General features: G+C 70.0%; 21 protein-coding genes. 19 read left to right on the top strand and 2 right to left on the bottom strand.

Features of this window, described 5'->3' with window-relative positions:
• The first annotated feature begins 11 nt into the window (after positions 1-11).
• The 9 genes from P3H15_RS13630 (at position 12) to P3H15_RS13590 (ending at position 5212) form a co-directional block, all read left to right on the top strand.
• Positions 12-164, top strand: a complete 153-nt coding sequence (locus P3H15_RS13630) for a hypothetical protein (RefSeq protein WP_007297398.1) — start codon at positions 12-14, stop codon at positions 162-164.
• A complete protein-coding gene (locus P3H15_RS13625) occupies positions 164-1345 on the top strand; it encodes an MFS transporter (RefSeq protein ID WP_276137722.1) in 1182 nt (393 codons plus the stop codon). Before P3H15_RS13630 ends, P3H15_RS13625 begins: the two co-directional genes overlap by 1 nt.
• 9 nt (positions 1346-1354) lie before the next feature.
• Entirely contained in the window at positions 1355-1990 is a 636-nt protein-coding gene (gene hisH / locus P3H15_RS13620) for an imidazole glycerol phosphate synthase subunit HisH (protein WP_124390018.1), read from the top strand.
• Entirely contained in the window at positions 1987-2244 is a 258-nt protein-coding gene (locus P3H15_RS13615; RefSeq protein ID WP_072945241.1) for a hypothetical protein, read from the top strand. The genes hisH and P3H15_RS13615 overlap by 4 nt, the downstream gene beginning before the upstream one ends.
• Before the next feature lie 19 nt (positions 2245-2263).
• On the top strand, positions 2264-2998 hold the full coding sequence (gene priA, locus P3H15_RS13610; RefSeq protein ID WP_005247511.1) for a bifunctional 1-(5-phosphoribosyl)-5-((5-phosphoribosylamino)methylideneamino)imidazole-4-carboxamide isomerase/phosphoribosylanthranilate isomerase PriA: 735 nt from the start codon (positions 2264-2266) through the stop codon (positions 2996-2998).
• Between the two features lie 9 nt (positions 2999-3007).
• On the top strand, positions 3008-3841 hold the full coding sequence (locus tag P3H15_RS13605; RefSeq protein WP_276137721.1) for an inositol monophosphatase family protein: 834 nt from the start codon (positions 3008-3010) through the stop codon (positions 3839-3841).
• Positions 3838-4611 carry an imidazole glycerol phosphate synthase subunit HisF gene (hisF, locus tag P3H15_RS13600; RefSeq protein WP_276137720.1) on the top strand — a complete coding sequence of 258 codons (774 nt, stop codon included), beginning with the start codon at positions 3838-3840 and terminating at the stop codon, positions 4609-4611. Before P3H15_RS13605 ends, hisF begins: the two co-directional genes overlap by 4 nt.
• Complete coding sequence (gene hisI / locus P3H15_RS13595) at positions 4608-4952, top strand: phosphoribosyl-AMP cyclohydrolase (protein ID WP_095865270.1); 345 nt, start codon at positions 4608-4610, stop codon at positions 4950-4952. Before hisF ends, hisI begins: the two co-directional genes overlap by 4 nt.
• An 80-nt stretch (positions 4953-5032) precedes the next feature.
• Entirely contained in the window at positions 5033-5212 is a 180-nt protein-coding gene (locus P3H15_RS13590) for a 2-hydroxymuconate tautomerase family protein (protein WP_072945232.1), read from the top strand.
• A gap of 30 nt (positions 5213-5242) precedes the next feature.
• Here the strand turns inward: P3H15_RS13590 and P3H15_RS13585 are convergent, their stop codons facing one another.
• Entirely contained in the window at positions 5243-5752 is a 510-nt protein-coding gene (locus tag P3H15_RS13585) for a MarR family winged helix-turn-helix transcriptional regulator (RefSeq protein WP_276137719.1), read from the bottom strand.
• A gap of 202 nt (positions 5753-5954) precedes the next feature.
• Here P3H15_RS13585 and P3H15_RS13580 point away from each other — a divergent pair, with 202 nt between their 5' ends.
• Positions 5955-6734, top strand: coding sequence for a dioxygenase (locus P3H15_RS13580; RefSeq protein WP_276137718.1), 780 nt, complete (start codon positions 5955-5957; stop codon positions 6732-6734).
• Here P3H15_RS13580 and P3H15_RS13575 read toward each other — a convergent pair.
• Entirely contained in the window at positions 6722-7186 is a 465-nt protein-coding gene (locus P3H15_RS13575) for a peroxiredoxin (RefSeq protein ID WP_276137717.1), read from the bottom strand. The genes P3H15_RS13580 and P3H15_RS13575 overlap by 13 nt on opposite strands.
• A gap of 59 nt (positions 7187-7245) precedes the next feature.
• Here P3H15_RS13575 and P3H15_RS13570 point away from each other — a divergent pair, with 59 nt between their 5' ends.
• The 9 genes from P3H15_RS13570 to P3H15_RS13530 all read left to right on the top strand — a co-directional run bounded on the left by P3H15_RS13570 (position 7246) and on the right by P3H15_RS13530 (position 20875).
• Positions 7246-8832 (top strand): anthranilate synthase component I, encoded by a 1587-nt coding sequence (locus P3H15_RS13570; protein ID WP_276137716.1) that lies wholly within the window; start codon positions 7246-7248, stop codon positions 8830-8832.
• On the top strand, positions 8829-9533 hold the full coding sequence (locus tag P3H15_RS13565) for a TIGR02234 family membrane protein (protein WP_276137715.1): 705 nt from the start codon (positions 8829-8831) through the stop codon (positions 9531-9533). Before P3H15_RS13570 ends, P3H15_RS13565 begins: the two co-directional genes overlap by 4 nt.
• 86 nt (positions 9534-9619) lie before the next feature.
• Positions 9620-10429 carry an indole-3-glycerol phosphate synthase TrpC gene (gene trpC, locus P3H15_RS13560; RefSeq protein ID WP_012687986.1) on the top strand — a complete coding sequence of 270 codons (810 nt, stop codon included), beginning with the start codon at positions 9620-9622 and terminating at the stop codon, positions 10427-10429.
• A gap of 62 nt (positions 10430-10491) precedes the next feature.
• Entirely contained in the window at positions 10492-11811 is a 1320-nt protein-coding gene (gene trpB, locus P3H15_RS13555; protein WP_087556303.1) for a tryptophan synthase subunit beta, read from the top strand.
• Positions 11808-12611, top strand: coding sequence for a tryptophan synthase subunit alpha (gene trpA, locus P3H15_RS13550; protein ID WP_276137714.1), 804 nt, complete (start codon positions 11808-11810; stop codon positions 12609-12611). Before trpB ends, trpA begins: the two co-directional genes overlap by 4 nt.
• Positions 12608-13690, top strand: coding sequence for a prolipoprotein diacylglyceryl transferase (lgt, locus tag P3H15_RS13545; protein WP_276137713.1), 1083 nt, complete (start codon positions 12608-12610; stop codon positions 13688-13690). Before trpA ends, lgt begins: the two co-directional genes overlap by 4 nt.
• Positions 13683-14522 carry a TM2 domain-containing protein gene (locus P3H15_RS13540; RefSeq protein ID WP_276137712.1) on the top strand — a complete coding sequence of 280 codons (840 nt, stop codon included), beginning with the start codon at positions 13683-13685 and terminating at the stop codon, positions 14520-14522. Before lgt ends, P3H15_RS13540 begins: the two co-directional genes overlap by 8 nt.
• Before the next feature lie 274 nt (positions 14523-14796).
• Complete coding sequence (gene gltB / locus P3H15_RS13535; RefSeq protein ID WP_276137711.1) at positions 14797-19380, top strand: glutamate synthase large subunit; 4584 nt, start codon at positions 14797-14799, stop codon at positions 19378-19380.
• Positions 19373-20875 (top strand): glutamate synthase subunit beta, encoded by a 1503-nt coding sequence (locus P3H15_RS13530; RefSeq protein ID WP_276137710.1) that lies wholly within the window; start codon positions 19373-19375, stop codon positions 20873-20875. Before gltB ends, P3H15_RS13530 begins: the two co-directional genes overlap by 8 nt.
• Positions 20876-20976: the final 101 nt, after the last annotated feature.

The raw sequence follows: 20976 nt of genomic DNA, 5'->3' as shown, positions 1-20976 counted from the left end.
CGGACGCATTCGTGAGCGTCGTCCTCGTCTACGTCCTGTTCATCGCCGCGGGTATCGCGGCGGGCGGCGCGTACTCCATGTGGAAGTTCAACAAACTGGCCTCGGGCGTGCTGCTGGCACTGGCGGTGCTGGCAGCCGTGGCGGGCGTTCTCAGGTTGATGTAGTGCCGGTCGCAGTGGGGGAGCGCCGCGGCCTGCTCCGCACCCGCGGTCTGCCCACCGCGATGGTGATGGGCGCCGCGGCGTTCGGCGGCTGGGCGGTGCTGCTGCCGGTGGTTCCGCTGATCGTCTCGCTGTCGGGCGGCTCGGACACTCTCGCCGGCAGCGTGACGGCCGTGTTCATGGCCGCGACCGTCGCCACCCAACTCGGCGTGCCCCGGCTCCTGCGCAGATGGGGGCACCGCTGGGTGCTCGCCGCGGGCTGCATGCTGCTCGGGCCGCCGTCGCTTCTCCTCCTGCTCTCCACCGACGCGATCCCGGTGTTGGCGGTGTCGGCCGTCCGCGGATCGGGCTTCGGCATGCTCACCGTCGCGAGCAGTGCGCTGGTCGCCGAACTCGTTCCGCGGCAGATGCTCGGCCGCGCGACGGGTGCGCAGGGAATCGCGGTGGCCGCCGCGCAGATGGTCGGGTTGCCGGCGGGGCTCGCGATCATGGCGCACTGGTCCGCGACCCCCGTCTTCGTGATCGGCGCTCTCATTCCCGCGCTCGCGGTCGTCGCGGTCACGCGGCTCCCGGCGACCCACGCCCCCGCGGATCGCGCGTCGCAGGGTCGCATCCCGCTCGCCGCCGTGCTGACCCCGTGGCTGTCGATCGCGATCGTGGCGGCCGCGTTCGGCGGTCTGTCCAGCCTGCTGCCGATCGCGATCTCGGAGCGGGCGTCGCTCGCCGGGGTGATCCTCGCCGTGTCGAGCGGGGCGACGCTGATCGGGCGGTACGCCGCGGGATCGGTCTCCGACCGGCTCGGGGTGGGCCGTGCCCTGATTCCCGCCCTGACGGTCGTGTGCCTCGGCCTGGTCCTGTTCGCCGTCGCCGCGGCGACAGCGGCGCCCGTGCCGCTGCTGGTGTGCGCGGCGCTGGCCTTCGGGTTCGGGTTCGGCGCGGTGCAGAACGAGTCGCTCGTCATGATCTTCACCGCCGCGGGACCGGCCCGATTCGGCTCGGCGAGCGCCGGCTGGAACATCGGGTTCGACGCCGGCACCGGGTTCGGTTCCCTCGCACTCGGAGCCGTCGCGTCGGTGGCCGGGTACTCCTGGGTGTTCGGGGTCGCGGCGACGGCGGTCGCGGTGGTCCCGGCCGCCGGAACGGTCGTCGGCCGCGCCCTCCGGCGTCGTTCGGCCTCCGGATAAGGTTGTGTCATGACCGTCTCCACGATTGCCGTCCTCGACTACGGCTCCGGCAACCTGCATTCGGCCACCCGCGCTCTGGCCCGGACCGGCGCGCGCGTCGAGGTCACGTCCGATCACAAGGTCGCACTCGCGGCCGACGGTCTCGTCGTTCCCGGCGTCGGCGCCTTCGCGGCGTGTATGGAGGGGCTCCGCGCGGTGCGGGGGGAGCGGATCATCGGTCAGCGTCTGGCGGGCGGGCGGCCGGTCCTCGGGATCTGCGTCGGCATGCAGATCCTCTTCGAACGCGGCGTCGAGTTCGGCGTCGAGGCGGAAGGCTGCGGTGAATGGCCCGGCACCGTCGAACGGCTCCAGGCCGACGTGCTGCCGCACATGGGGTGGAACACCGTCGAGGCACCGGCCAACAGCACGCTGTTCGCCGGAATCGATCCCGACACCCGGTTCTACTTCGTCCACTCGTACGCTGCCCAGACCTGGGAACTGCCGACGCCGGAGCGGCTGGCGCCGCCCGCCCTGACCTGGGCCGACCACGGCGGCAAGTTCCTCGCCGCCGTCGAGAACGGCGCGCTGTCCGCCACCCAGTTCCACCCCGAGAAGTCCGGCGACGCGGGCGCGGAACTGCTCCGCAACTGGGTTCGCAGTTTGTGACCGAACCCGGGGACGGGCGCGGCGACCTGTCGATCGGCCGGCTCGCCGTGTATGCGATGGGCGCCGCCACCGCGGTCCTGGTCCTCGCGACCGTGATCATTCTGGTGCTGAAACCGGGCCCCGTCCTCGGGCTGATCGTCGGGTTGCTCGGCGTCGCCGGTGCGATCGCCGCCATGGGTTACGTGTCGAAACGCATGACCCGCAACGCCTACGGCCGCGACCCCGAGGACCCGAAGCCGGGTTCCGACCGCTGAGCGACTAGGGTTGTCGCACGTGAGCCTGGTCCTTTTGCCTGCTGTAGATGTCGTCAACGGTGAAGCTGTTCGCCTCGTCCAGGGGGAGGCGGGAAGCGAGACCGGATACGGCTCGCCTCGTGATGCCGCCCTCGCATGGCAGAACGACGGTGCCGAGTGGGTCCACATCGTCGACCTCGACGCCGCCTTCGGTCGCGGCTCGAACCGTGAACTCCTCGCCGACGTGGTGGGGGAACTCGACGTCCAGGTGGAACTGTCCGGCGGAATCCGCGACGACGCGTCGCTCGAGGCCGCACTGGCCACCGGCTGCGGTCGCGTCAACCTCGGCACCGCCGCCATCGAGAACCCCGAGTGGTGTGCCCGCGCCATCGCCAAGTACGGCGAGAAGATCGCCGTCGGTCTCGACGTGCGCCTCGTCGACGGCGAATATCAGCTTCGCGGCCGCGGCTGGGTCACCGAGGGCGGGAACCTGTGGGAGACCCTCGCCCGGCTCGACAAGGACGGCTGCTCCCGCTACGTCGTCACCGACGTGAGCAAGGACGGCACTCTCACCGGCCCCAATCTCGAACTCCTCGCGCAGGTCTGCGCGGCCACCGACGCCCCCGTCGTCGCCTCGGGTGGTGTGTCCACCATCGACGACCTCCGGGCGATCGCCGGACTCGTCGACCAGGGCGTCGAGGGATCCATCGTCGGCAAGGCGCTGTACGCGGGGCGGTTCACCCTCCCCGAGGCGCTCGCCGCGGTCTCGGGCTGAGTTCGCGCCATGGCCCTGTCCCGCGATCCCCGGGAACTTCTCGCCGTCGCCAGTGAGCTGCTCGACGGGGTGCACGACCGGTTCGTCTCCGGGGTGGGTGCGCCCAGCGCCGTCCACAAGGGCCCCGACGATTTCGCGACCGCCGTCGACCTCGAACTCGAGAAGCGGTTGACCGGCGAACTGCGTGACCGGACCGGCATCGACGTCCACGGCGAGGAGTTCGGCGGACCCGACCTCGACAGCGGACCCGTCTGGGTGCTCGACCCCATCGACGGCACCTTCAACTATTCGGCCGGTCTGCCCACCGCGGGTACGCTGCTCGCGCTCCTCGACGACGGCGTTCCCGTTCTCGGTCTCACCTGGCTGCCGCTCGTCGGGCGGCGCTACGCGGCCGTCGCGGACGGCCCGCTGCTCGAGGGCGGTCAGCCGCTGCCGAGGCTCGGCCGCACGTCGCTGGCCTCGTCGATCGTGGGCTTGGGGGCGCTGAACATCGACAGTCGCGGACGGATCCCCGGCGCGTACCGGCTGCAGGTCCTCGCGCAGCTCAGCCGGGTGTCCTCGCGGATCCGGATCCACGGGTCCACCGGTGTCGACCTCGCGTTCACCGCGGCCGGAATACTCGGCGGTGCGGTGGTGTTCGGCCACAATGCGTGGGACAACGCGGCCGGTGTGGCGCTGGTGCGCGCCGCGGGTGGCATGGTGACCGATCTGGGCGGCAAGCCCTGGACCGTGACGTCCGACTCGGTGCTCGCCGGATCGCCCGGGGTGCACGGCGAAATTCTCGATATCCTCGGATCACTGGGTGATCCCCGTTCCGAGCCTTCAGGAGGGCGTACGCAATGACTCTGGCGGTTCGAGTGATCCCGTGTCTGGATGTCGATGCCGGACGCGTCGTCAAGGGCGTCAACTTCGAGAACCTGCGGGACGCGGGCGACCCCGTCGAACTGGCGGCAGCGTACGACGCCCAGGGCGCCGACGAGCTCACGTTCCTCGACGTCACCGCGTCGACCGCCGACCGGGGCACCATGCTCGACGTGGTCAGCCGGACGGCGGAACAGGTATTCATCCCGCTCACGGTCGGCGGTGGTGTCCGCACCGTCGAGGACGTCGACCGGTTGCTGCGTGCCGGCGCCGACAAGGTGAGCGTCAACACCGCCGCGATCGCGCGGCCCGAGTTGCTCCGCGAACTGAGCGAACGCTTCGGCTCCCAGTGCATCGTGCTGTCGGTGGACGCGCGCACCGTGCCGCAGGGCCAACCGGACACCCCGTCGGGGTGGGAGGTCACGACCCACGGCGGTAAGCGCAGCACCGGCATCGACGCGGTCGCGTGGGCGGTCCGCGGCGCCGAACTGGGCGTCGGGGAGATCCTGCTCAACTCGATGGACGCGGACGGCACGAAGGCCGGTTTCGACCTGCCGATGATCCGCGCGGTCCGCGCTGCCGTGCACGTGCCGGTGATCGCCAGCGGGGGAGCGGGCGCCGTCGAGCACTTCGCACCCGCCGTCGGGGCCGGCGCGGACGCCGTCCTCGCCGCCAGTGTCTTCCACTTCGGCGACATGACGATCGGCGACGTCAAGAAGTCCATGCGTGCAGAGGGGATCACCGTCCGATGAGTCTCGACCCGGCCATCGCGTCACGGCTGAAGCGCAACGAGGCGGGGCTGTTCAGCGCCGTCGCGCAGGAGCGGTCGACGGGCGACGTCCTGATGGTGGCGTGGATGGACGACGAGGCCCTCGCGCGCACCCTCGAGACCCGTAAGGGTACGTACTATTCCCGCTCCCGTCAGCAGTACTGGGTGAAGGGCGAGACGTCCGGTCACACGCAGTACGTCCACGAGGTGCGGCTCGACTGCGACGGCGACACCGTGCTGCTCGTCGTCGACCAGGAGGGGGCGGCGTGCCACACGGGCACGCACACCTGCTTCGACTCGGACGTCCTGCTCGCCGCCGACTAGCGCGGCGGCCCTCGGTGGGCTGTTCGTATGCCCTCGGGCAGGATGGCCGCATGTCGTATGCCCTCGGGCAGGATGGCCGCATGCCACTTATTCAGATCAGTCAGACGCCGGGGCTCACGGCGGAGCAGAAGCGCGCCACGATCGAGGCCGTCACGAAGGCCTACGCCGACGCGACGGGTAAGAATGCGGCGACGGTGTGGGTGACGATCACCGAGGTGCCGCGCGACAGCTGGGGTGTCGGCGGGACGCCGCTGGGGTGAGCTGTCGGGACGCCGCTGGGGTGAGCGGCGTCAGGCCTTGCCGGTTCCCGAGGCGATGCTCTTGTCGAGTTGGGTGAGCATGGCGCCGGACAGTTCGGACAGTTGACGGACCTGGTCGGGGGAGAGGCCGTCGAAGATCAGTGACCGGACGGATTCGACGTGTGGCGGCGCGGCCTCGACGACCTTGGCCATGCCTTCGTCGGTGAGGACGGCGTCGGAGCCGCGGCTGCCGCGGATGCTTTCGCGGCGCACCCAGCCGGCTTTCTCCATTTTGGTGACGACGTGGGACAGCCGGGACAGGGACGCGTTGGCGCGCTGGGCGAGCAGGGACAGCTGCAGGCGCCGGTTCGCTTCGCCGGACAGCGAGGCGAGGACGAAGTACTCGAAGTGGGTGAGGGCCGAGTCGCGTTGGAGCTGGGTGTCCAGTGCGGCGGGGAGCCGGGTGACCAGTGCGATGAGGGTGAGCCATGCCTCCTGCTGCTCTGCGTCGAGCCATCGGGTGCCGGGCTCTGCCGATGTGCCCTCGTCGTTACCACTCATCGGTGGTGTCCTCCATCCGTACGTCGCCCCACGCGTGTGCAGCGTGTCCTCCATAGTTAGCACGCCGCGGGGCCGATTCGTGCTCGGGGAATAGTTGCCGCGCCCGCATGTTGACTCCTATAGTAACTTGAAGGTTCAACATTGCGGTGGGTGGCGAGTTCGCTTCTTCGTCGATGCGGGACCTCGATCCGAAGGAGTCGCGATGACCAACCCCATGCCCGCCCTGTTCCTCAGTCATGGTGCGCCGCCGCTGGTGGACAGCGACCTGTGGGTGTCACAGCTGGCGAAGTGGGCGGGCGACCTGCCACGGCCCAAGGCCATTCTCATGGTGTCGGCGCACTGGGAATCGGCGCCGCTCACGATCGGATCCACCACCACCGGCACCCCCCTCGTCTACGACTTCGGGGGCTTCCCCGAGCGTTTCTACCGGACCACGTACGAGTCGCCCGGCGCCCCCGAACTCGCGGCGCAGGTCGTGTCCCTGATGCCGGACGACGAGACCGTGTCGCACCAGCCGCATCGCGGCCTCGACCACGGCGCCTACGTGCCGTTGACGGTCATGTATCCGGACGCCGACATCCCGGTCCTCCAGATCTCGCTGCCGACCCTCGACCCGCAACGCCTGCTGCACCTCGGTGAGCGGCTGCGTCCCCTGCGCGAGCAGGGCGTGCTGATCGTCGGCTCCGGATTCACCACCCACGGACTGCCGTTCCTGCGCGACCCGTCACCCGACGCGAAGGCGCCGGGCTGGTCGTCGGAATTCGACGCCTGGGCGGACGAGCGTCTCGCCGCGGGCGACGTGGATTCGCTGATCGATTTCCGCTCGCTCGCGCCGGGCATGCCGTACGCGCACCCGACGATCGAGCACTTCGCGCCGCTCTTCGTCACGCTCGGCGCGTCGAGCGACCCCGAGCAGATTCCCCGGCAGGTGATCGACGGTTTCTGGATGGGACTGGCCAAGCGGTCGATTCAGGTGGCCTGACGCGTCCGGAGGAAGGCCAGTGCCTGATCGCCGTGGGTGTTCGCGCGGAACTCGCTCGAGATGACCTCGAGCACGGTGCGGTCGGTGTCGATGACGAACGTCGACCGCTTGACCGGGGCGAGTTTGCCGAGCAGTCCGCGGCGGACGCCGAACAGCTCGGCGACGGCTCCGTCGCCGTCCGACAGCAGCGGGTAGTCGAAGGACTGCGCCTGCGCGAACGACGCCTGCTTCGCCACCGCATCGGTGCTGATTCCGGCACGCGACGCTCCCACGGCTGAGAACTCCGTTCCGAGGTCCCGGAAGTGGCAGGCCTCGGCGGTGCAGACCGGCGTCGACGCCGCGGGGTAGAAGAACAGCACCAGGGGGCCGTCCTCGAGGAGGCTCGACAGCGATCGTTCGATGCCGTCCTGATCGGGCAGGGTGAATTCCGGTGCGAGCTGACCTGGCTTCATGGGTGCCGAGGCTACCCGCGCACGCAGACGGTGCGAGTGCGCCTGGGATGATGGTCGGCATGCACGGCGAGCCCACCACGATTCCCGCACCCGAGTCCGCCGCCACCCCGGCCGACGGCGGGTCCGACTCGACCACCACACGTGAGCAGTTCCACGCTCTCGCCGCCGAACACCGGGTCGTCCCGGTGACGCGCAAGGTGCTGGCAGACGCGGAAACACCGTTGTCCGCCTACACCAAGCTGACGGCGAACCGGCCCGGCACCTTCCTGCTCGAGTCGGCGGAGAACGGCCGATCCTGGTCGCGATGGTCGTTCATCGGCGCGGGCAGCCCCGCCGCGCTGACCGTCGTCGACGGGGAAGCCGCCTGGTACGGCAACGTTCCCGCGGGCGCACCGTCCGGCGGCGATCCGATCGCCGCCCTCGGCCAGACCCTCGAACTACTCCGCAGCGAGCGGCTGCCCGATCTGCCGCCGCTGACCGGCGGCATGGTCGGCTTCCTCGGATACGACGCGGTGCGGCGCATCGAGCGCATCGGCGAGCACGCCACCGACGACCTGCAGATCCCCGAGATGGTGATGCTGCTGGCGACGGATCTCGCGGCAGTCGACCACCACGAGGGCGCCATCACCCTGATCGCCAACGCCGTCAACTGGGACGGCACGGACGAACGCGTCGACGAGGCCTACGACTCCGCGGTCGAGCGGCTGGACCGGATGACACGCGCCCTGTCGGCCCCGGCGTCGTCGACCGTGTCCACGTTCGCGAAACCCGCCCCCGACTACCGCCGTCAGCGCACGACCGAAGGGTTCGGCGCCGACGTGCAGAAACTCGTCGGCGACATCGAGGCCGGCGAGGCCTTCCAGGTGGTGCTGTCGCAGCGCTTCGAGATCGACTGCACCGCCGACCCGATCGACGTCTACCGGATGCTGCGCGCGTCCAACCCCAGCCCGTACATGTACCTCCTCAACGTGCCGAACGGCGACGACGAGACCGCGTTCTCGATCGTCGGCTCGAGCCCGGAGGCGCTGGTGACCGTGTCGGAAGGCGTGGCCACCACGCACCCGATCGCGGGCACCCGGTGGCGCGGGCACACCGAGGAGGAGGACATCCTGCTCGAGAAGGACCTGCTCGCCGACGAGAAGGAGAACGCGGAGCACCTGATGCTCGTGGACCTGGGCCGCAACGACCTCGGGCGCGTCTGCGAACCGGGCACGGTGAAGGTCCACGACTACCGCCACATCGAGCGGTACAGCCACGTGATGCATCTCGTCTCCACCGTCACCGGTCACCTCGCGGACGGCAAGCAGGCCCTCGACGCCGTCACCGCCTGCTTCCCGGCCGGCACCCTGTCGGGAGCGCCGAAGGTCCGGGCGATGCAGCTGATCGAGGAACTCGAACCCACCCGCCGCGGCATCTACGGCGGCATCATCGGGTACCTCGACTTCGCGGGCGACGCCGACACGGCCATCGCGATCCGCACCGCGCTGATCAAGGACGGCATCGGGTACGTCCAGGCAGGCGCGGGCGTCGTCGCCGACTCGAACCCCGAGTACGAGGACACCGAGGCGCGGAACAAGGCGATGGCGGTGCTCAGCGCGATCGCGGCGGCGCACACGCTGAAGACCCTGGGAGGCGACGGGCAGTGAGCGATCCGTCGGAGCCGGCCCGGGACCCCGCGCGGGCGGGGCGTCGCCGATCGATGATCGCGGTGTTGCTCCTCGCGGTCGCCGCCGTGTGCCTGTGGGGCGCCTCACGGATGACGTGGGTGGAGGTCACCTCCTCCGACGGGCTCGGCGAGGAACGCACGTCGGTGCTCGTGGGCGGCACGTGGGCGGCGGCGCTCACGCCGCTGGCGCTGACCCTGGTCGCCGCGATCGCCGCGTCGTTCGCCGTGAAGGGCTGGGCCCTGCGCGTGCTGGGTGTGCTCGTCGCGGTGGTGGCCGTCGCGGCCGCCGTCCCGGCGGTGGGGTTGCTCGTGTCCGGCGCCTCCGACGACGAGGCGGCGCGGCTGGCCGAGCTGCCGGGCCGGGCCGAGGTCCAGTCGGTGTCCGTGCACGCCGGACCCGCCGTTCTCGTGCTGGTGGGGGCCCTGGCGGCGCTCGCCGCCGCGGTGGAACTGGTCCGCAGGCCGAGGGTGCGGGCGGGGTTGTCCTCCAAGTACGACAGCCCGGGTGCGCGACGTGACGCAGCGAAGAAGGCCGGTGCCGATTCCGCCGACGGTACCGTCACCCAGCGCATGCTCTGGGACGCCCTGGACGCGGGGGAGGACCCCACGGTGGAAGACAAGAAAGCCGAACCTGTCGACCAAGTTGACGGTTCGGACGAAGACCCGGGTACCCGGACGTAAACACAATCAGAGTGCCATCTAGGCTGGCTTCACCCCTGATGATGTTCCTCACATCGGGTTTCTGCCCAGAAAGGACTCGGGCCACGATGACCGTTCTCGACTCGATTCTCGACGGGGTGCGCGCCGACGTCGCCGCCCGCGAAGCCGTCCTTGACTTCGCCGCAGTCAAGGCTGCCGCCGCCGCCGCACCGCCGGCCCTCGATGCCGCGGCCGCCCTGCTCGAGCCGGGCATCGGAGTCATCGCCGAGGTCAAGCGCGCCAGCCCCTCGAAGGGTGCGCTCGCCGACATCGCCGATCCCGCCGAACTGGCCGCCGCCTACCAGGCCGGTGGCGCCCGCGTGATCAGCGTGCTCACCGAGGAGCGCCGGTTCCAGGGGTCCCTCGCGGACCTCGACGCCGTCCGCCGCGCGGTGAGCATCCCGATCCTCCGCAAGGACTTCATCGTCGGGCCCTACCAGATCCACGAGGCCCGCGCGCACGGCGCCGACATGGTGCTGCTCATCGTCGCCGCCCTCGAGCAGGACGCGCTCGCGTCGCTGATCGACCGGACGGAGTCGCTCGGTATGACGGCCCTCGTCGAGGTCCACACCGAGGAAGAAGCGAACCGGGCGATCGAGGCGGGCGCCAAGGTCATCGGTGTCAACGCGCGCAACCTCAAGACGCTCGAGGTCGACAAGAACACGTTCGGCGAGATCGCTCCCGGACTGCCCACCGAGATCATCAAGATCGCGGAGTCCGGGGTGCGCGGCACGGCCGACCTGCTGGCGTACGCCGGTGCGGGAGCCGACGCGGTGCTGGTCGGCGAAGGCCTCGTCACCAGCGGTGATCCGCGCAAGGCGGTGGCCGATCTGGTCAACGCCGGCGCGCACCCGTCCTGCCCCAAGCCGTCGCGCTGAGGTAGCCCCGGCGGACCTGACCCGGACGGCGGCGGAACCCGGCCTCGAGGCAGACTGGACCTGTGACTTCACGTAATCAGGAAACCGTCTTCAAGGGTGGCAATCTGCCGACTGCCAGCGCCGGAATCGCCGAGCGTACAACGCACGACCCCGATGCCGGAGGACACTTCGGCGTGTACGGCGGACGGCACGTGCCGGAGGCCCTGATGGCGGTGATCGAGGAGGTCACCGCCGAATACGAGAAGGCGCGCGGCGACGAGTCGTTCCTGAACGAACTCGACCGCCTCCAGCGCGACTACACCGGCCGTCCGTCACCGATCTTCGAGGCGACGCGGATGAGCGAATTCGCCGGTGGGGCGCGGCTGATCCTCAAGCGCGAAGACCTCAACCACACCGGCTCGCACAAGATCAACAACGTGCTCGGGCAGGTGCTGCTCGCCAAGCGCATGGGCAAGACCCGCATCATCGCGGAAACCGGGGCCGGCCAGCACGGCGTGGCCACCGCCACCGCCTGCGCGCTCCTCGGTCTGGAATGCATCATCTACATGGGCGCCGTCGACACCGAGCGGCAGGCACTGAACGTCGCCCGCATGCGGCTGCTCGGATCCGCGGTCGTGTCCGTCGAGTCGGGGTCGAGGACCCTGAAGGACGCGATCAACGAGGCGCTGCGCGACTGGGTCACCAACGCCCACAACACCTACTACTGCTTCGGCACCGCCGCCGGACCGCACCCGTTCCCGACCATCGTCCGCGACTTCCAGCGCGTCGTCGGTCTGGAGACGCGGGTCCAGGTGCAGGCGCTGACGGGTCGCCTGCCCGACGCCGTGACGGCGTGCGTCGGCGGCGGTTCCAACGCCATCGGCATCTTCCACGCCTTCCTCGACGACCCGTCCGTGCGACTGGTCGGGTACGAGGCCGCCGGTGACGGTGTCGAGACCGGAAGGCACGCCGCCACGTTCGCGGGAGGAACCCCGGGCGCGTTCCAGGGCGCGTACTCGTACCTGCTGCAGGACGAGGACGGCCAGACCATCGAGTCGCACTCGATCTCCGCGGGCCTCGACTACCCGGGGGTCGGCCCGGAACATGCGCTCCTCAAGGACATCGGCCGCGCCACCTACGAGCCGGTCACCGACTCGGAGGCCATGGACGCGCTGCGTCTGCTGTCCGAGCGGGAGGGCATCATCCCGGCCATCGAGTCCGCTCACGCCGTCGCCGGTGCGCTGCGACTGGGCCGCGAACTGGGGGAGGGCGCGATCATCGTCGTCAGCCTGTCCGGGCGCGGCGACAAGGACATGGACACGGCAGCCAAGTGGTTCGGACTGTTCGATCCGGACGACTCGACCGAGACCACCACGACTGACAAGGAAGGTTCGGCCAAGTGAGCGAACGACTCTCGCGCCTCGCCCCGACGTTCGCGCAGTGCCGCGAGGAGAAGCGTGCCGCGCTCGTCGGGTACCTCCCGGCCGGGTTCCCGACCGTGCAGGAATCCATCGACGTGTTCAAGGCGATGGTCGAATCCGGTTGCGACATCGTCGAGGTCGGCATCGCCTACTCCGATCCGGTGATGGACGGACCCACCATTCAGGCGGCGGCCGAGACGGCGCTGAAGAACGGCGTCCGGGTACGCGACGTGTTCACGGTGGTCGAGGCGATCGCCTCCGTCGGCGGCAAGGCCGTCGTGATGACGTACTGGAATCCGGTTCTGCAGTACGGCGTCGACAAGTTCGCCCGCGATCTGGCGAGCGCAGGCGGCCTCGGGCTGATCACCCCCAACCTCATCCCCGAGGAAGCGGGTGAGTGGATCGCGGCGTCGAAGGAACACGACCTCGACCGGATCTTCCTCGTCGCGCCGTCGTCGACCGAGGAGCGTCTCGCGATCACCCTCGACGCCAGCAGCGGGTTCGTCTACGCCGCGTCCACGATGGGTGTCACCGGCGCCCGTGACGCCGTGTCGTCGATGGCACCCGAACTGACGGCCCGCGTCCGCGCCCACTCGGACATTCCGGTGGGTGTCGGACTGGGTGTCCGCTCCGGCGCGCAGGCCGCCGAGATCGCCGCGTACGCCGACGCGGTCATCGTCGGATCCGCGCTGGTCACCGCGGCGGAGAACGGTCTGGACGCGGTGCGCTCGCTGACGGAGGAACTCGCCGAGGGCGTTCGCTCCGCTACCGTGGCGTCGTGACTTCCACTGTGGACGTACTGGCCTACATTCCGAGTCCGCCCCAAGGTGTCTGGTATGTCGGACCGGTGGCCCTGCGCGCGTACGCGCTGTTCATCATCGTCGGGATCGTCGTCGCGATCGTGTGGGGCGACCGTCGCTGGGTCGCCCGCGGCGGCGAGAAGGGCACCGTCCTCGACATCGCCATCTGGGCGGTGCCGTTCGGCCTGATCGGCGGCCGCCTCTACCACGTGATGACCGACTGGCCGACGTACTTCGGGGAGGGCGGCGACCCCGTCGACGCCCTGAAGGTGTGGCAGGGCGGCCTCGGCATCTGGGGCGCCGTGGCGCTCGGCGGGGTCGGTGCCTGGATCGGTTGCCGGCGCCGCGGCATCCCGCTGCCGGCGCTCGGCGATGCGGTCGCGCCCGCCATCCTGCTCGCGCAGGCGATCGGACGGCTCGGAAACTACTTCAACCAGGAACTCTACGGTCGCGAGACCGACGTTCCGTGGGGGCTCGAGATCTTCGAGCGCCGCAACGACGTCGGCCAGGTGTCTCCGCAGCTGATCGATGGGGTGTCCACCGGCGAGGTCGCGTTCGTGGTGCATCCGACGTTCCTGTACGAGGCACTGTGGAACGTGCTGATCGTGATCCTGCTGGTGTGGGTCGATCGCCGATTCCGCATCGGGCACGGTCGCCTCTTCGCCCTGTACGTGGCCGGGTACTGCGCCGGGCGCTTCTGGATCGAACTGATGCGCAGCGACCACGCGAGCCTCATCGCGGGTGTCCGCGTGAACTCGTTCACCTCCGCCCTCGTGTTCGTCGCGGCCGTGGTGTATTTCTTCGCTGCCACGAAGGGGCGCGAGGATCCGGCCGACCTGCGGCCTGCCGACGGCGAACCGGTCGCGGCCGGCACCGCACCGGCGGAGCCGGACGAGACCGCACCGGCGGAAGGGGAGAAGAAGGTCGAGGGCAGGGACGAGGACGGGAAGGCGTCTGCATCGGAGTCGGTATCGGACGACAAGGCCGCGAGCACTGCGAGTGCCGGCGGCGACGCGGGCACGAAGACCATCGACAGCAAGAAGGATGACGCGAATGACTGAACCGGGGAAAGCATCCGACGATTCCGGCCAGGGTGCATCCGAGGACACACCCAAGGTCGACCTGGGAAAGAGCAGCGACGGCACCGAGAACAGCAGCGACTCGAGCCTGCCGCCCGAATTCGGCTCGCCCTTCGACTACGACGCCACCGCCGAGGCCTCGCTGTCCCAGCCGCCCGCCACGTCCGACGCGACGCCGTCACCTGGGTCGTCCGGAACGGGACCGGGCTGGGACACCTATTCGGGTGTCGGTAACGGCCCGGGCTGGGGGTCGACGCCCACCTACCCGTCGCCGGGCGGAACCGAGCCGACGGCCCCGTTCCCGAACGTGGGCGAATCGACTTCGCCGACCGCGCCGTACACCGGGTACGAGAAGCCCCAGCAGCCGGACGGTCCGACCTACGGGGCGCCGGATCCGAATTACGGCGCGCAGTACGGGGCTGCTCCGCAATCGCCGCAGGACTACCAGCAGCCCGGGTACCAGCAGCCGGGGTACGGACAGCAGCAGGGCTACCCCCAGCAGGGGTACCCGCCGCCCGGGTACGCCCCCGGCTACAACGCGTACGCCGATCCGTCGGCGCCGTTCGGCAGGCACCCGCTGACGGGTGAGCCGTACTCCGACAAGTCCAAGCTGACCGCCGGACTGCTGCAGATCTTCCTCGGCGCGTTCGGCGTCGGGCGGTTCTACCTGAACCAGCCCGGCATCGCCGTGGCGCAGATCGCCGTGACGTGGCTGACCTGTGGAATCGGCGGCATCTGGCCGCTGGTCGACGGCATCATGATGCTGACCGGGAGCGTGAAGGACCAGTACGGACGGCCCTTGCGGGACCAGTGACGATCCCCGGACACCGTGTGGCCCGTGTTGCTGATGCGACACGGGCCACCGCCCGTTCCGGGCCCGATTCGGCATATCTTGCCGGGTATCGGTCCTGGTAAGCTGAGCGCGCCGGATGTATGTCCGGTAACAACCTTCACGGGCCGATGCTGTCCCGGTAGACCCCCGAAAAGCAGTTAGCGCCCGTCGTGGCGACCCCGCTAGCGGAGGCCGCCGACAGCACGTGCGGAGCGCACACACTGGTGGTCTTCCCGGCCGATGTGGAGGTATATCGGTGCTGTTCTCGCAGTTGCCCGGTCCCCAGGGCTTGTACGACCCGGACCAGGAAGTCGATTCCTGCGGTGTTGCCATGGTCGCGGACGTGCACGGCCGCCGCTCCCACTCCATCGTCTCCGACGGCCTCCTCGCTCTCGAGAATCTCGAGCACCGCGGCGCGGCGGGATCCGAACCGAACAGCGGCGACGGTGCCGGCATCCTGCTCCAGCTCCCCACCGAATTCTTCGGGGCTCTCGCCCCGTTCGACCTCCCCGCGCCCCTGGACGACGGCAGCAGCACGTACGCGGCGGGCATCTGCTTCCTCCCGCAGGACCCGCAGGCGCGGGCGGCCGCGCAACGACGCGTGTCCGACCTCGCGGACGAGGAGGGCCTCCAGATCCTCGGCTGGCGTCCGGTGCCCGTCGATCCGGACGGCGCGGATGTCGGCTCCACGGCCCGCGCCTGCGCACCGCACATGAGCCAGTTGTTCGTCGCCGCACCCGCCGTCGGCGGGATCCGGCCCGGCGGGCTCGACCTCGACCGCCTGGTCTACCCGCTGCGCAAGCGGGCCGAGCAGGTCACCCCCGACATCGAGTCGGCGGGCAGCGGCGTGTACTTCCCGTCGCTGTCGAGCCGGACGATCGTCTACAAGGGAATGCTCACCACGTCCCAGTTGGCGCGGTACTTCCCGGACCTGCGCGACCCGCGGATGGCGAGCGCGATCGCGATCGTGCACAGCCGGTTCTCGACCAACACGTTCCCGTCGTGGCCGCTCGCGCACCCGTTCCGGTTCGTCGCGCACAACGGGGAGATCAACACGGTCCGCGGCAACCGGAACCGCATGCGGGCCCGCGAGGCGCTGCTGTCGAGTGCGGTGATCCCGGGCGACCTGCGCAGGGTCTATCCGATCTGCACCCCCGACGCGTCGGATTCGGCGTCGTTCGACGAGGTGCTCGAACTGCTGCACCTCGCAGGCCGCAGCGTGCCGCACGCGGTGATGATGATGGTGCCGGAGGCGTGGGAGAACGACACGTCGATGTGCCCGGACCGGCGGGCGTTCTACCAGTTCCACGCATCGCTGATGGAGGCGTGGGACGGGCCCGCGTGTGTGACGTTCACCGACGGGACCGTCGTCGGCGCCGTGCTGGACCGCAACGGCCTGCGCCCGGGACGCTGGTGGCAGACCGTCGACGGCCGGGTGGTCCTCGCGAGCGAGAGCGGTGTCCTCGACGTCCCGCAGTCGGAGGTCGTGGCCAAGGGCCGCCTCGAGCCGGGGCAGATGTTCCTGGTCGACACGTCCGAGGGCCGCATCGTGCCCGACGAGGAGATCAAGATGCGGCTCGCGGCGGAGTGGCCGTACGCCGAGTGGCTGTACGCCGGTCTGCTCGAACTGAAGACGCTGCCGGATCGCCCGCACGCGCAGCACAACCACGAGTCGGTGGTGCGGCGGCAGGTGGCGTTCGGGTACACCGAGGAGGATCTGCGCATCCTGCTCGCCCCGATGGCCACGTCCGGCGGCGAGCCACTCGGCTCGATGGGGACGGACACGCCGATCGCCGTCATGTCGCAGCGGTCGCGGCTGCTCTACGACTATTTCGTCGAACTGTTCGCGCAGGTCACGAACCCGCCGCTCGACGCGATCCGCGAGGAGATCGTGACCTCGCTGTCGCGGGTCATGGGCCCGGAGCAGAATCTGCTCGAGCCGACCGCGGCGTCGTGCAGGCAGATCGTGCTGCCGTGGCCGGTGCTCGACAACGAAGAGCTGAACAAGATCATCCACGTGAACGCTGACGGCAACCATCCCGGGCTCGCCGCGGCGGTGCTGCGCGCGCTGTACGACGTCGAGCGCGGCGGCGCGGGGATGGCCGAGGCGATCGAGGAGCTGCGGGCGCAGGCGAGCGCCGCCATCGCGGACGGCTACCGGACGCTGGTGATCTCGGACCGAGACTCCGACCACACGCGGGCGCCGATCCCGTCACTGCTCGCGGTGGCCGCGGTGCACCACCACCTGGTGCGGACGAAGGAACGCACCAAGGTGGCGCTGGTCGTCGAATCCGGTGACGCCCGCGAGGTCCACCACCTGGCGTTGCTCATCGGGTACGGCGCCGCCGCCGTCAACCCCTACCTCGCGATGGAGTCGATCGAGGACCTCGTGTCCGAGGGCGAACTCACCGGAGTCGAGCACACGATCGCCGTCCGGAACTACCTCACCGCGCTCGGCAAGGGTGTGCTCAAGGTGATGTCGAAGATGGGCATCTCCACCGTCGGCTCGTACACCGCGGCGCAGGTGTTCGAGGCGATCGGCCTGGACCGCGACCTCGTCCAGGAGTACTTCACGGGCACGGTCAGCAAACTGGGTGGCGCCGGTCTCGACGAGATCGCCCGCGAGGTCACCGTCCGCCACCGGCAGGCGTACCCGGACAACCCGGCCGAGTTCGCCCACCGGCGCCTCGAGGACGGCGGCGAGTACCAGTTCCGCCGCGACGGCGAACTGCACCTGTTCACCCCGGAGACGGTGTTCCTGCTGCAGCACGCCACCCGCACCGGTCGGCACGAGGTGTTCGCCAAGTACAGCGAGGAGGTGAACCGGCTCGCCGAGGCCGGTGGCGCCCTGCGCGGCCTGTTCACGTTCCGCGAGGGGGTGCGGCCGCCGGTGCCGCTGGACGAGGTGGAATCGGTGGAGCGGATCGTCACCCGGTTCAACACGGGCGCGATGAGCTACGGCTCCATCTCCGCCGAGGCCCACGAGACGATGGCCGTCGCGATGAACAATCTCGGCGGACGCTCCAACTCCGGTGAGGGCGGCGAGAACGTCGACCGGCTCTACGATCCGTCGCGGCGCAGCGCCGTCAAGCAGGTGGCGAGCGGGCGGTTCGGCGTCACCAGCGACTACCTGATCAACGCCAGCGACATCCAGATCAAGATGGCGCAGGGCGCCAAGCCCGGCGAGGGCGGCCAGTTGCCGGCGTACAAGGTGTACCCGTGGGTCGCGGAGACCCGGCACTCGACGCCGGGGGTCGGGCTGATCTCCCCGCCGCCGCACCACGACATCTACTCGATCGAGGATCTCGCGCAGCTGATCCACGACCTGAAGAACGCCAACGATCGGGCCCGGGTCCACGTGAAGCTGGTCAGCTCGGTGGGGGTGGGAACCGTCGCCGCCGGGGTCAGCAAGGCGCACGCGGACGTGGTCCTCATCTCCGGCAACGACGGCGGTACCGGCGCCACTCCGCTGACGTCGATGAAGCATGCCGGGGCGCCGTGGGAGATCGGGCTGGCCGACGCCCAGCAGACGCTCGTGCTCAACGGTCTCCGCGACCGGATCACCGTCCAGTGCGACGGCGGGATGCGGACCGGGCGGGACGTCGTGGTCGCGGCGCTGCTGGGTGCGGAGGAGTTCGGGTTCTCCACCGCCCCACTGATCGTGGCGGGCTGCATCATGATGCGGGTGTGCCACCTCGACACCTGCCCGGTCGGCGTCGCCACCCAGAACCCGGAGCTGCGCAAGCGGTACACCGGCAAACCGGAGTTCGTGGAGGAGTTCTTCCGGTTCGTCGCCGAGGACGTGCGCCGGTACCTGGCGGACCTCGGGTTCCGCAGCATCGACGAGGCCGTCGGTCACGCCGACGTCCTCGAGACCGCGCAGGGGATCGCCCACTGGAAGAACCGCGGCCTCGACCTCACCCCGATCTTCGCAGTGCCCACCGGGCCGGACGGGGAGCCGCTGTCGCAGCGGAGCCGGGACCGCGACCAGGACCACGGACTGGACCGGGCACTGGACCGCACGCTCATCCAGCTGGCGGAGGGTGCCCTCGAGGACGCCCACGCCGTGGAGATCGAGATGCCGGTGCGCAACGTCAACCGGACCGTCGGCACGCTGCTCGGCGCGGAGGTCACCCGCCGCTACGGCGCCGCCGGGCTGCCGGACGACACGATCCGGCTCACGTTCACCGGTTCGGCGGGGCAGTCGCTCGGCGCGTTCCTTCCGCCGGGCATCACCATCGACCTGACCGGGGACGCCAACGACTACGTCGGCAAGGGATTGTCGGGTGGGCGGATCGTGGTCCGTCCCGCCGACGACGTCCTGTTCGTCCCGGAGACGCAGGTGATCGCGGGCAACACCCTGCTCTACGGCGCCACCTCCGGGGAGGTCTATCTCCGCGGACGCGTCGGTGAACGCTTCTCGGTGCGCAATTCCGGTGCGTCCGCCGTCGTGGAGGGTGTCGGCGACCACGCCTGCGAGTACATGACGGGTGGGCGGGTCGTGATCCTCGGACCGACCGGACGGAACATGGCGGCCGGCATGTCCGGCGGCATCGCGTATGTCCTCGACCTGGACCCGGAGGACGTGAACCAGGCGATGGTGAAGCTGATGCAACCCGACCCGGACGATCTGGACTGGTTGCGCGGCGCCGTCACCCGGCACCACCGGTGGACCGGTTCCGCGGTCGCGGCGTCGGTGCTCGCCGACTGGCCCCGGCGGTCCGCGCTGTTCACCAAGGTGATGCCGGTCGACTACCAGCGGGTGCTGGACGCGACCCGGATGGCGAAGGCGGAGGGACTCGACGTCGACACCGCGATCATGGAGGCGGCACGTGGCTGATCCCCAGGGCTTTCTGCACATCGTGAAGAAGGAGGCGCGCAAGCGCCCGGTCGCGGAGCGGATACACGACTGGAACGAGGTGTACGCGCCGCAGAGTTCCGCGGAGCGGGCCGCCGAGGTGTCCGAACAGGCCGCGCGGTGCATGGACTGCGGAATCCCGTTCTGCCACTCGGGAAGTGCGGGCTGCCCGCTGGGCAACCTGATCCCGGAGTGGAACGACCTCGTGCGGCGCGGCCGCTGGTCGGCGGCGAGCGAGCGGCTGCACGCCACCAACAACTTCCCGGAGTTCACGGGCCGGGTGTGCCCGGCGCCGTGCGAGTCGGCGTGTGTGCTCTCGCTCGCCGACACGCACACGACGGGCAGTGTCACGATCAAGCGGATCGAGCAGGCCATCGCGGACGTCGCGTGGGAGTCGGGGACGGTGGTGCCCACACCGCCGATGATCGCCACGGGACGGAAGGTCGCGGTGGTCGGTTCCGGTCCGGCCGGTCTGGCGGCAGCTCAGCAGCTGACCCGGGCGGGGCACGACGTCACCGTCTACGAGCGCGACGACCGGCTCGGGGGACTGCTGCGGTACGGCATCCCGGAATTCAAGATGGAGAAGGCAATTCTCGATCAGCGCCTGATGCAGATGCGCGCCGAGGGAACCCACTTCGTCACCGACTGCGAGGTCGGCGTCGACCTCACCGTGGAGCAGATGAGCGCGAACTTCGACGCGGTCGTGCTCGCGATCGGTGCGCTGCGGGCCCGCGACAACACCACCGTCGAAGGCCGGGAGCTGAACGGTATTCATCTCGCGATGGAACATCTCGTCACCTCGAACAAGGAATGCGAGGGCGACGGTCCCGCGGACATCACCGCCAAGGGCAAACACGTCGTCATCATCGGCGGCGGCGACACCGGCGCCGACTGCCTCGGAACGGCGCACCGCCAGGGCGCCCTGTCGGTGACCCTGCTGGACTACAACCCGGAGTTGCCGACCGAGCGGGACGAGGCCGCGACGCCGTGGCCGGCGTGGCCGATGGTGCTCCGGACGTCGCCCGCGCACGCCGAGGGCGGTGTCCGCCGGTACCAGGTCGCGGTGCAGCGGTTCCTCGGCGACGCGAACGGGAACGTCCGGTCCATGGTGCTCGCCGAGGTCGAAGTCACCCGTGAGGACGGCAAACGCATCATCACGCCGGTCGGCGAGGAGATCGAATTGCCTTGCGAGTTGGCACTTTTCGCGATCGGTTTCGAGGGCGTCGATCTCGGTCCGCTGCTCGACGACTACGGGTTGTCGCCGACCCGGCGCGGAGCGCTCTCCTGCGGCCCGGACTGGCAGACCACCGCACCCGGGGTCTTCGTCTGCGGGGACGCACATCGCGGCGCGTCGCTCGTCGTGTGGGCGATTGCGGAGGGCCGGTCCGCGGCGCACGCCGTCGACGTGTACCTGACCGGGGCGTCGGACCTCCCGTCGCCGGTGCATCCGACGGCGCTTCCGCTGGCAGTCGTCTAAATGGAGAAGGGCGCGCGGGGCGACTAGGCTCGAGGCCGTGAACCGACGCACGAAGATCGTATGCACACTTGGACCTGCTACCGCCACCGGTGACCGTATTC

It is taken from the genome of Rhodococcus sp. T2V, assembly GCF_029269925.1.
Taxonomy (GTDB): domain Bacteria; phylum Actinomycetota; class Actinomycetes; order Mycobacteriales; family Mycobacteriaceae; genus Rhodococcus_F; species Rhodococcus_F koreensis.
The sequence above is the reverse complement of the archived record's forward strand: the minus strand, read 5'-3'. Positions and strand labels throughout refer to the sequence as shown.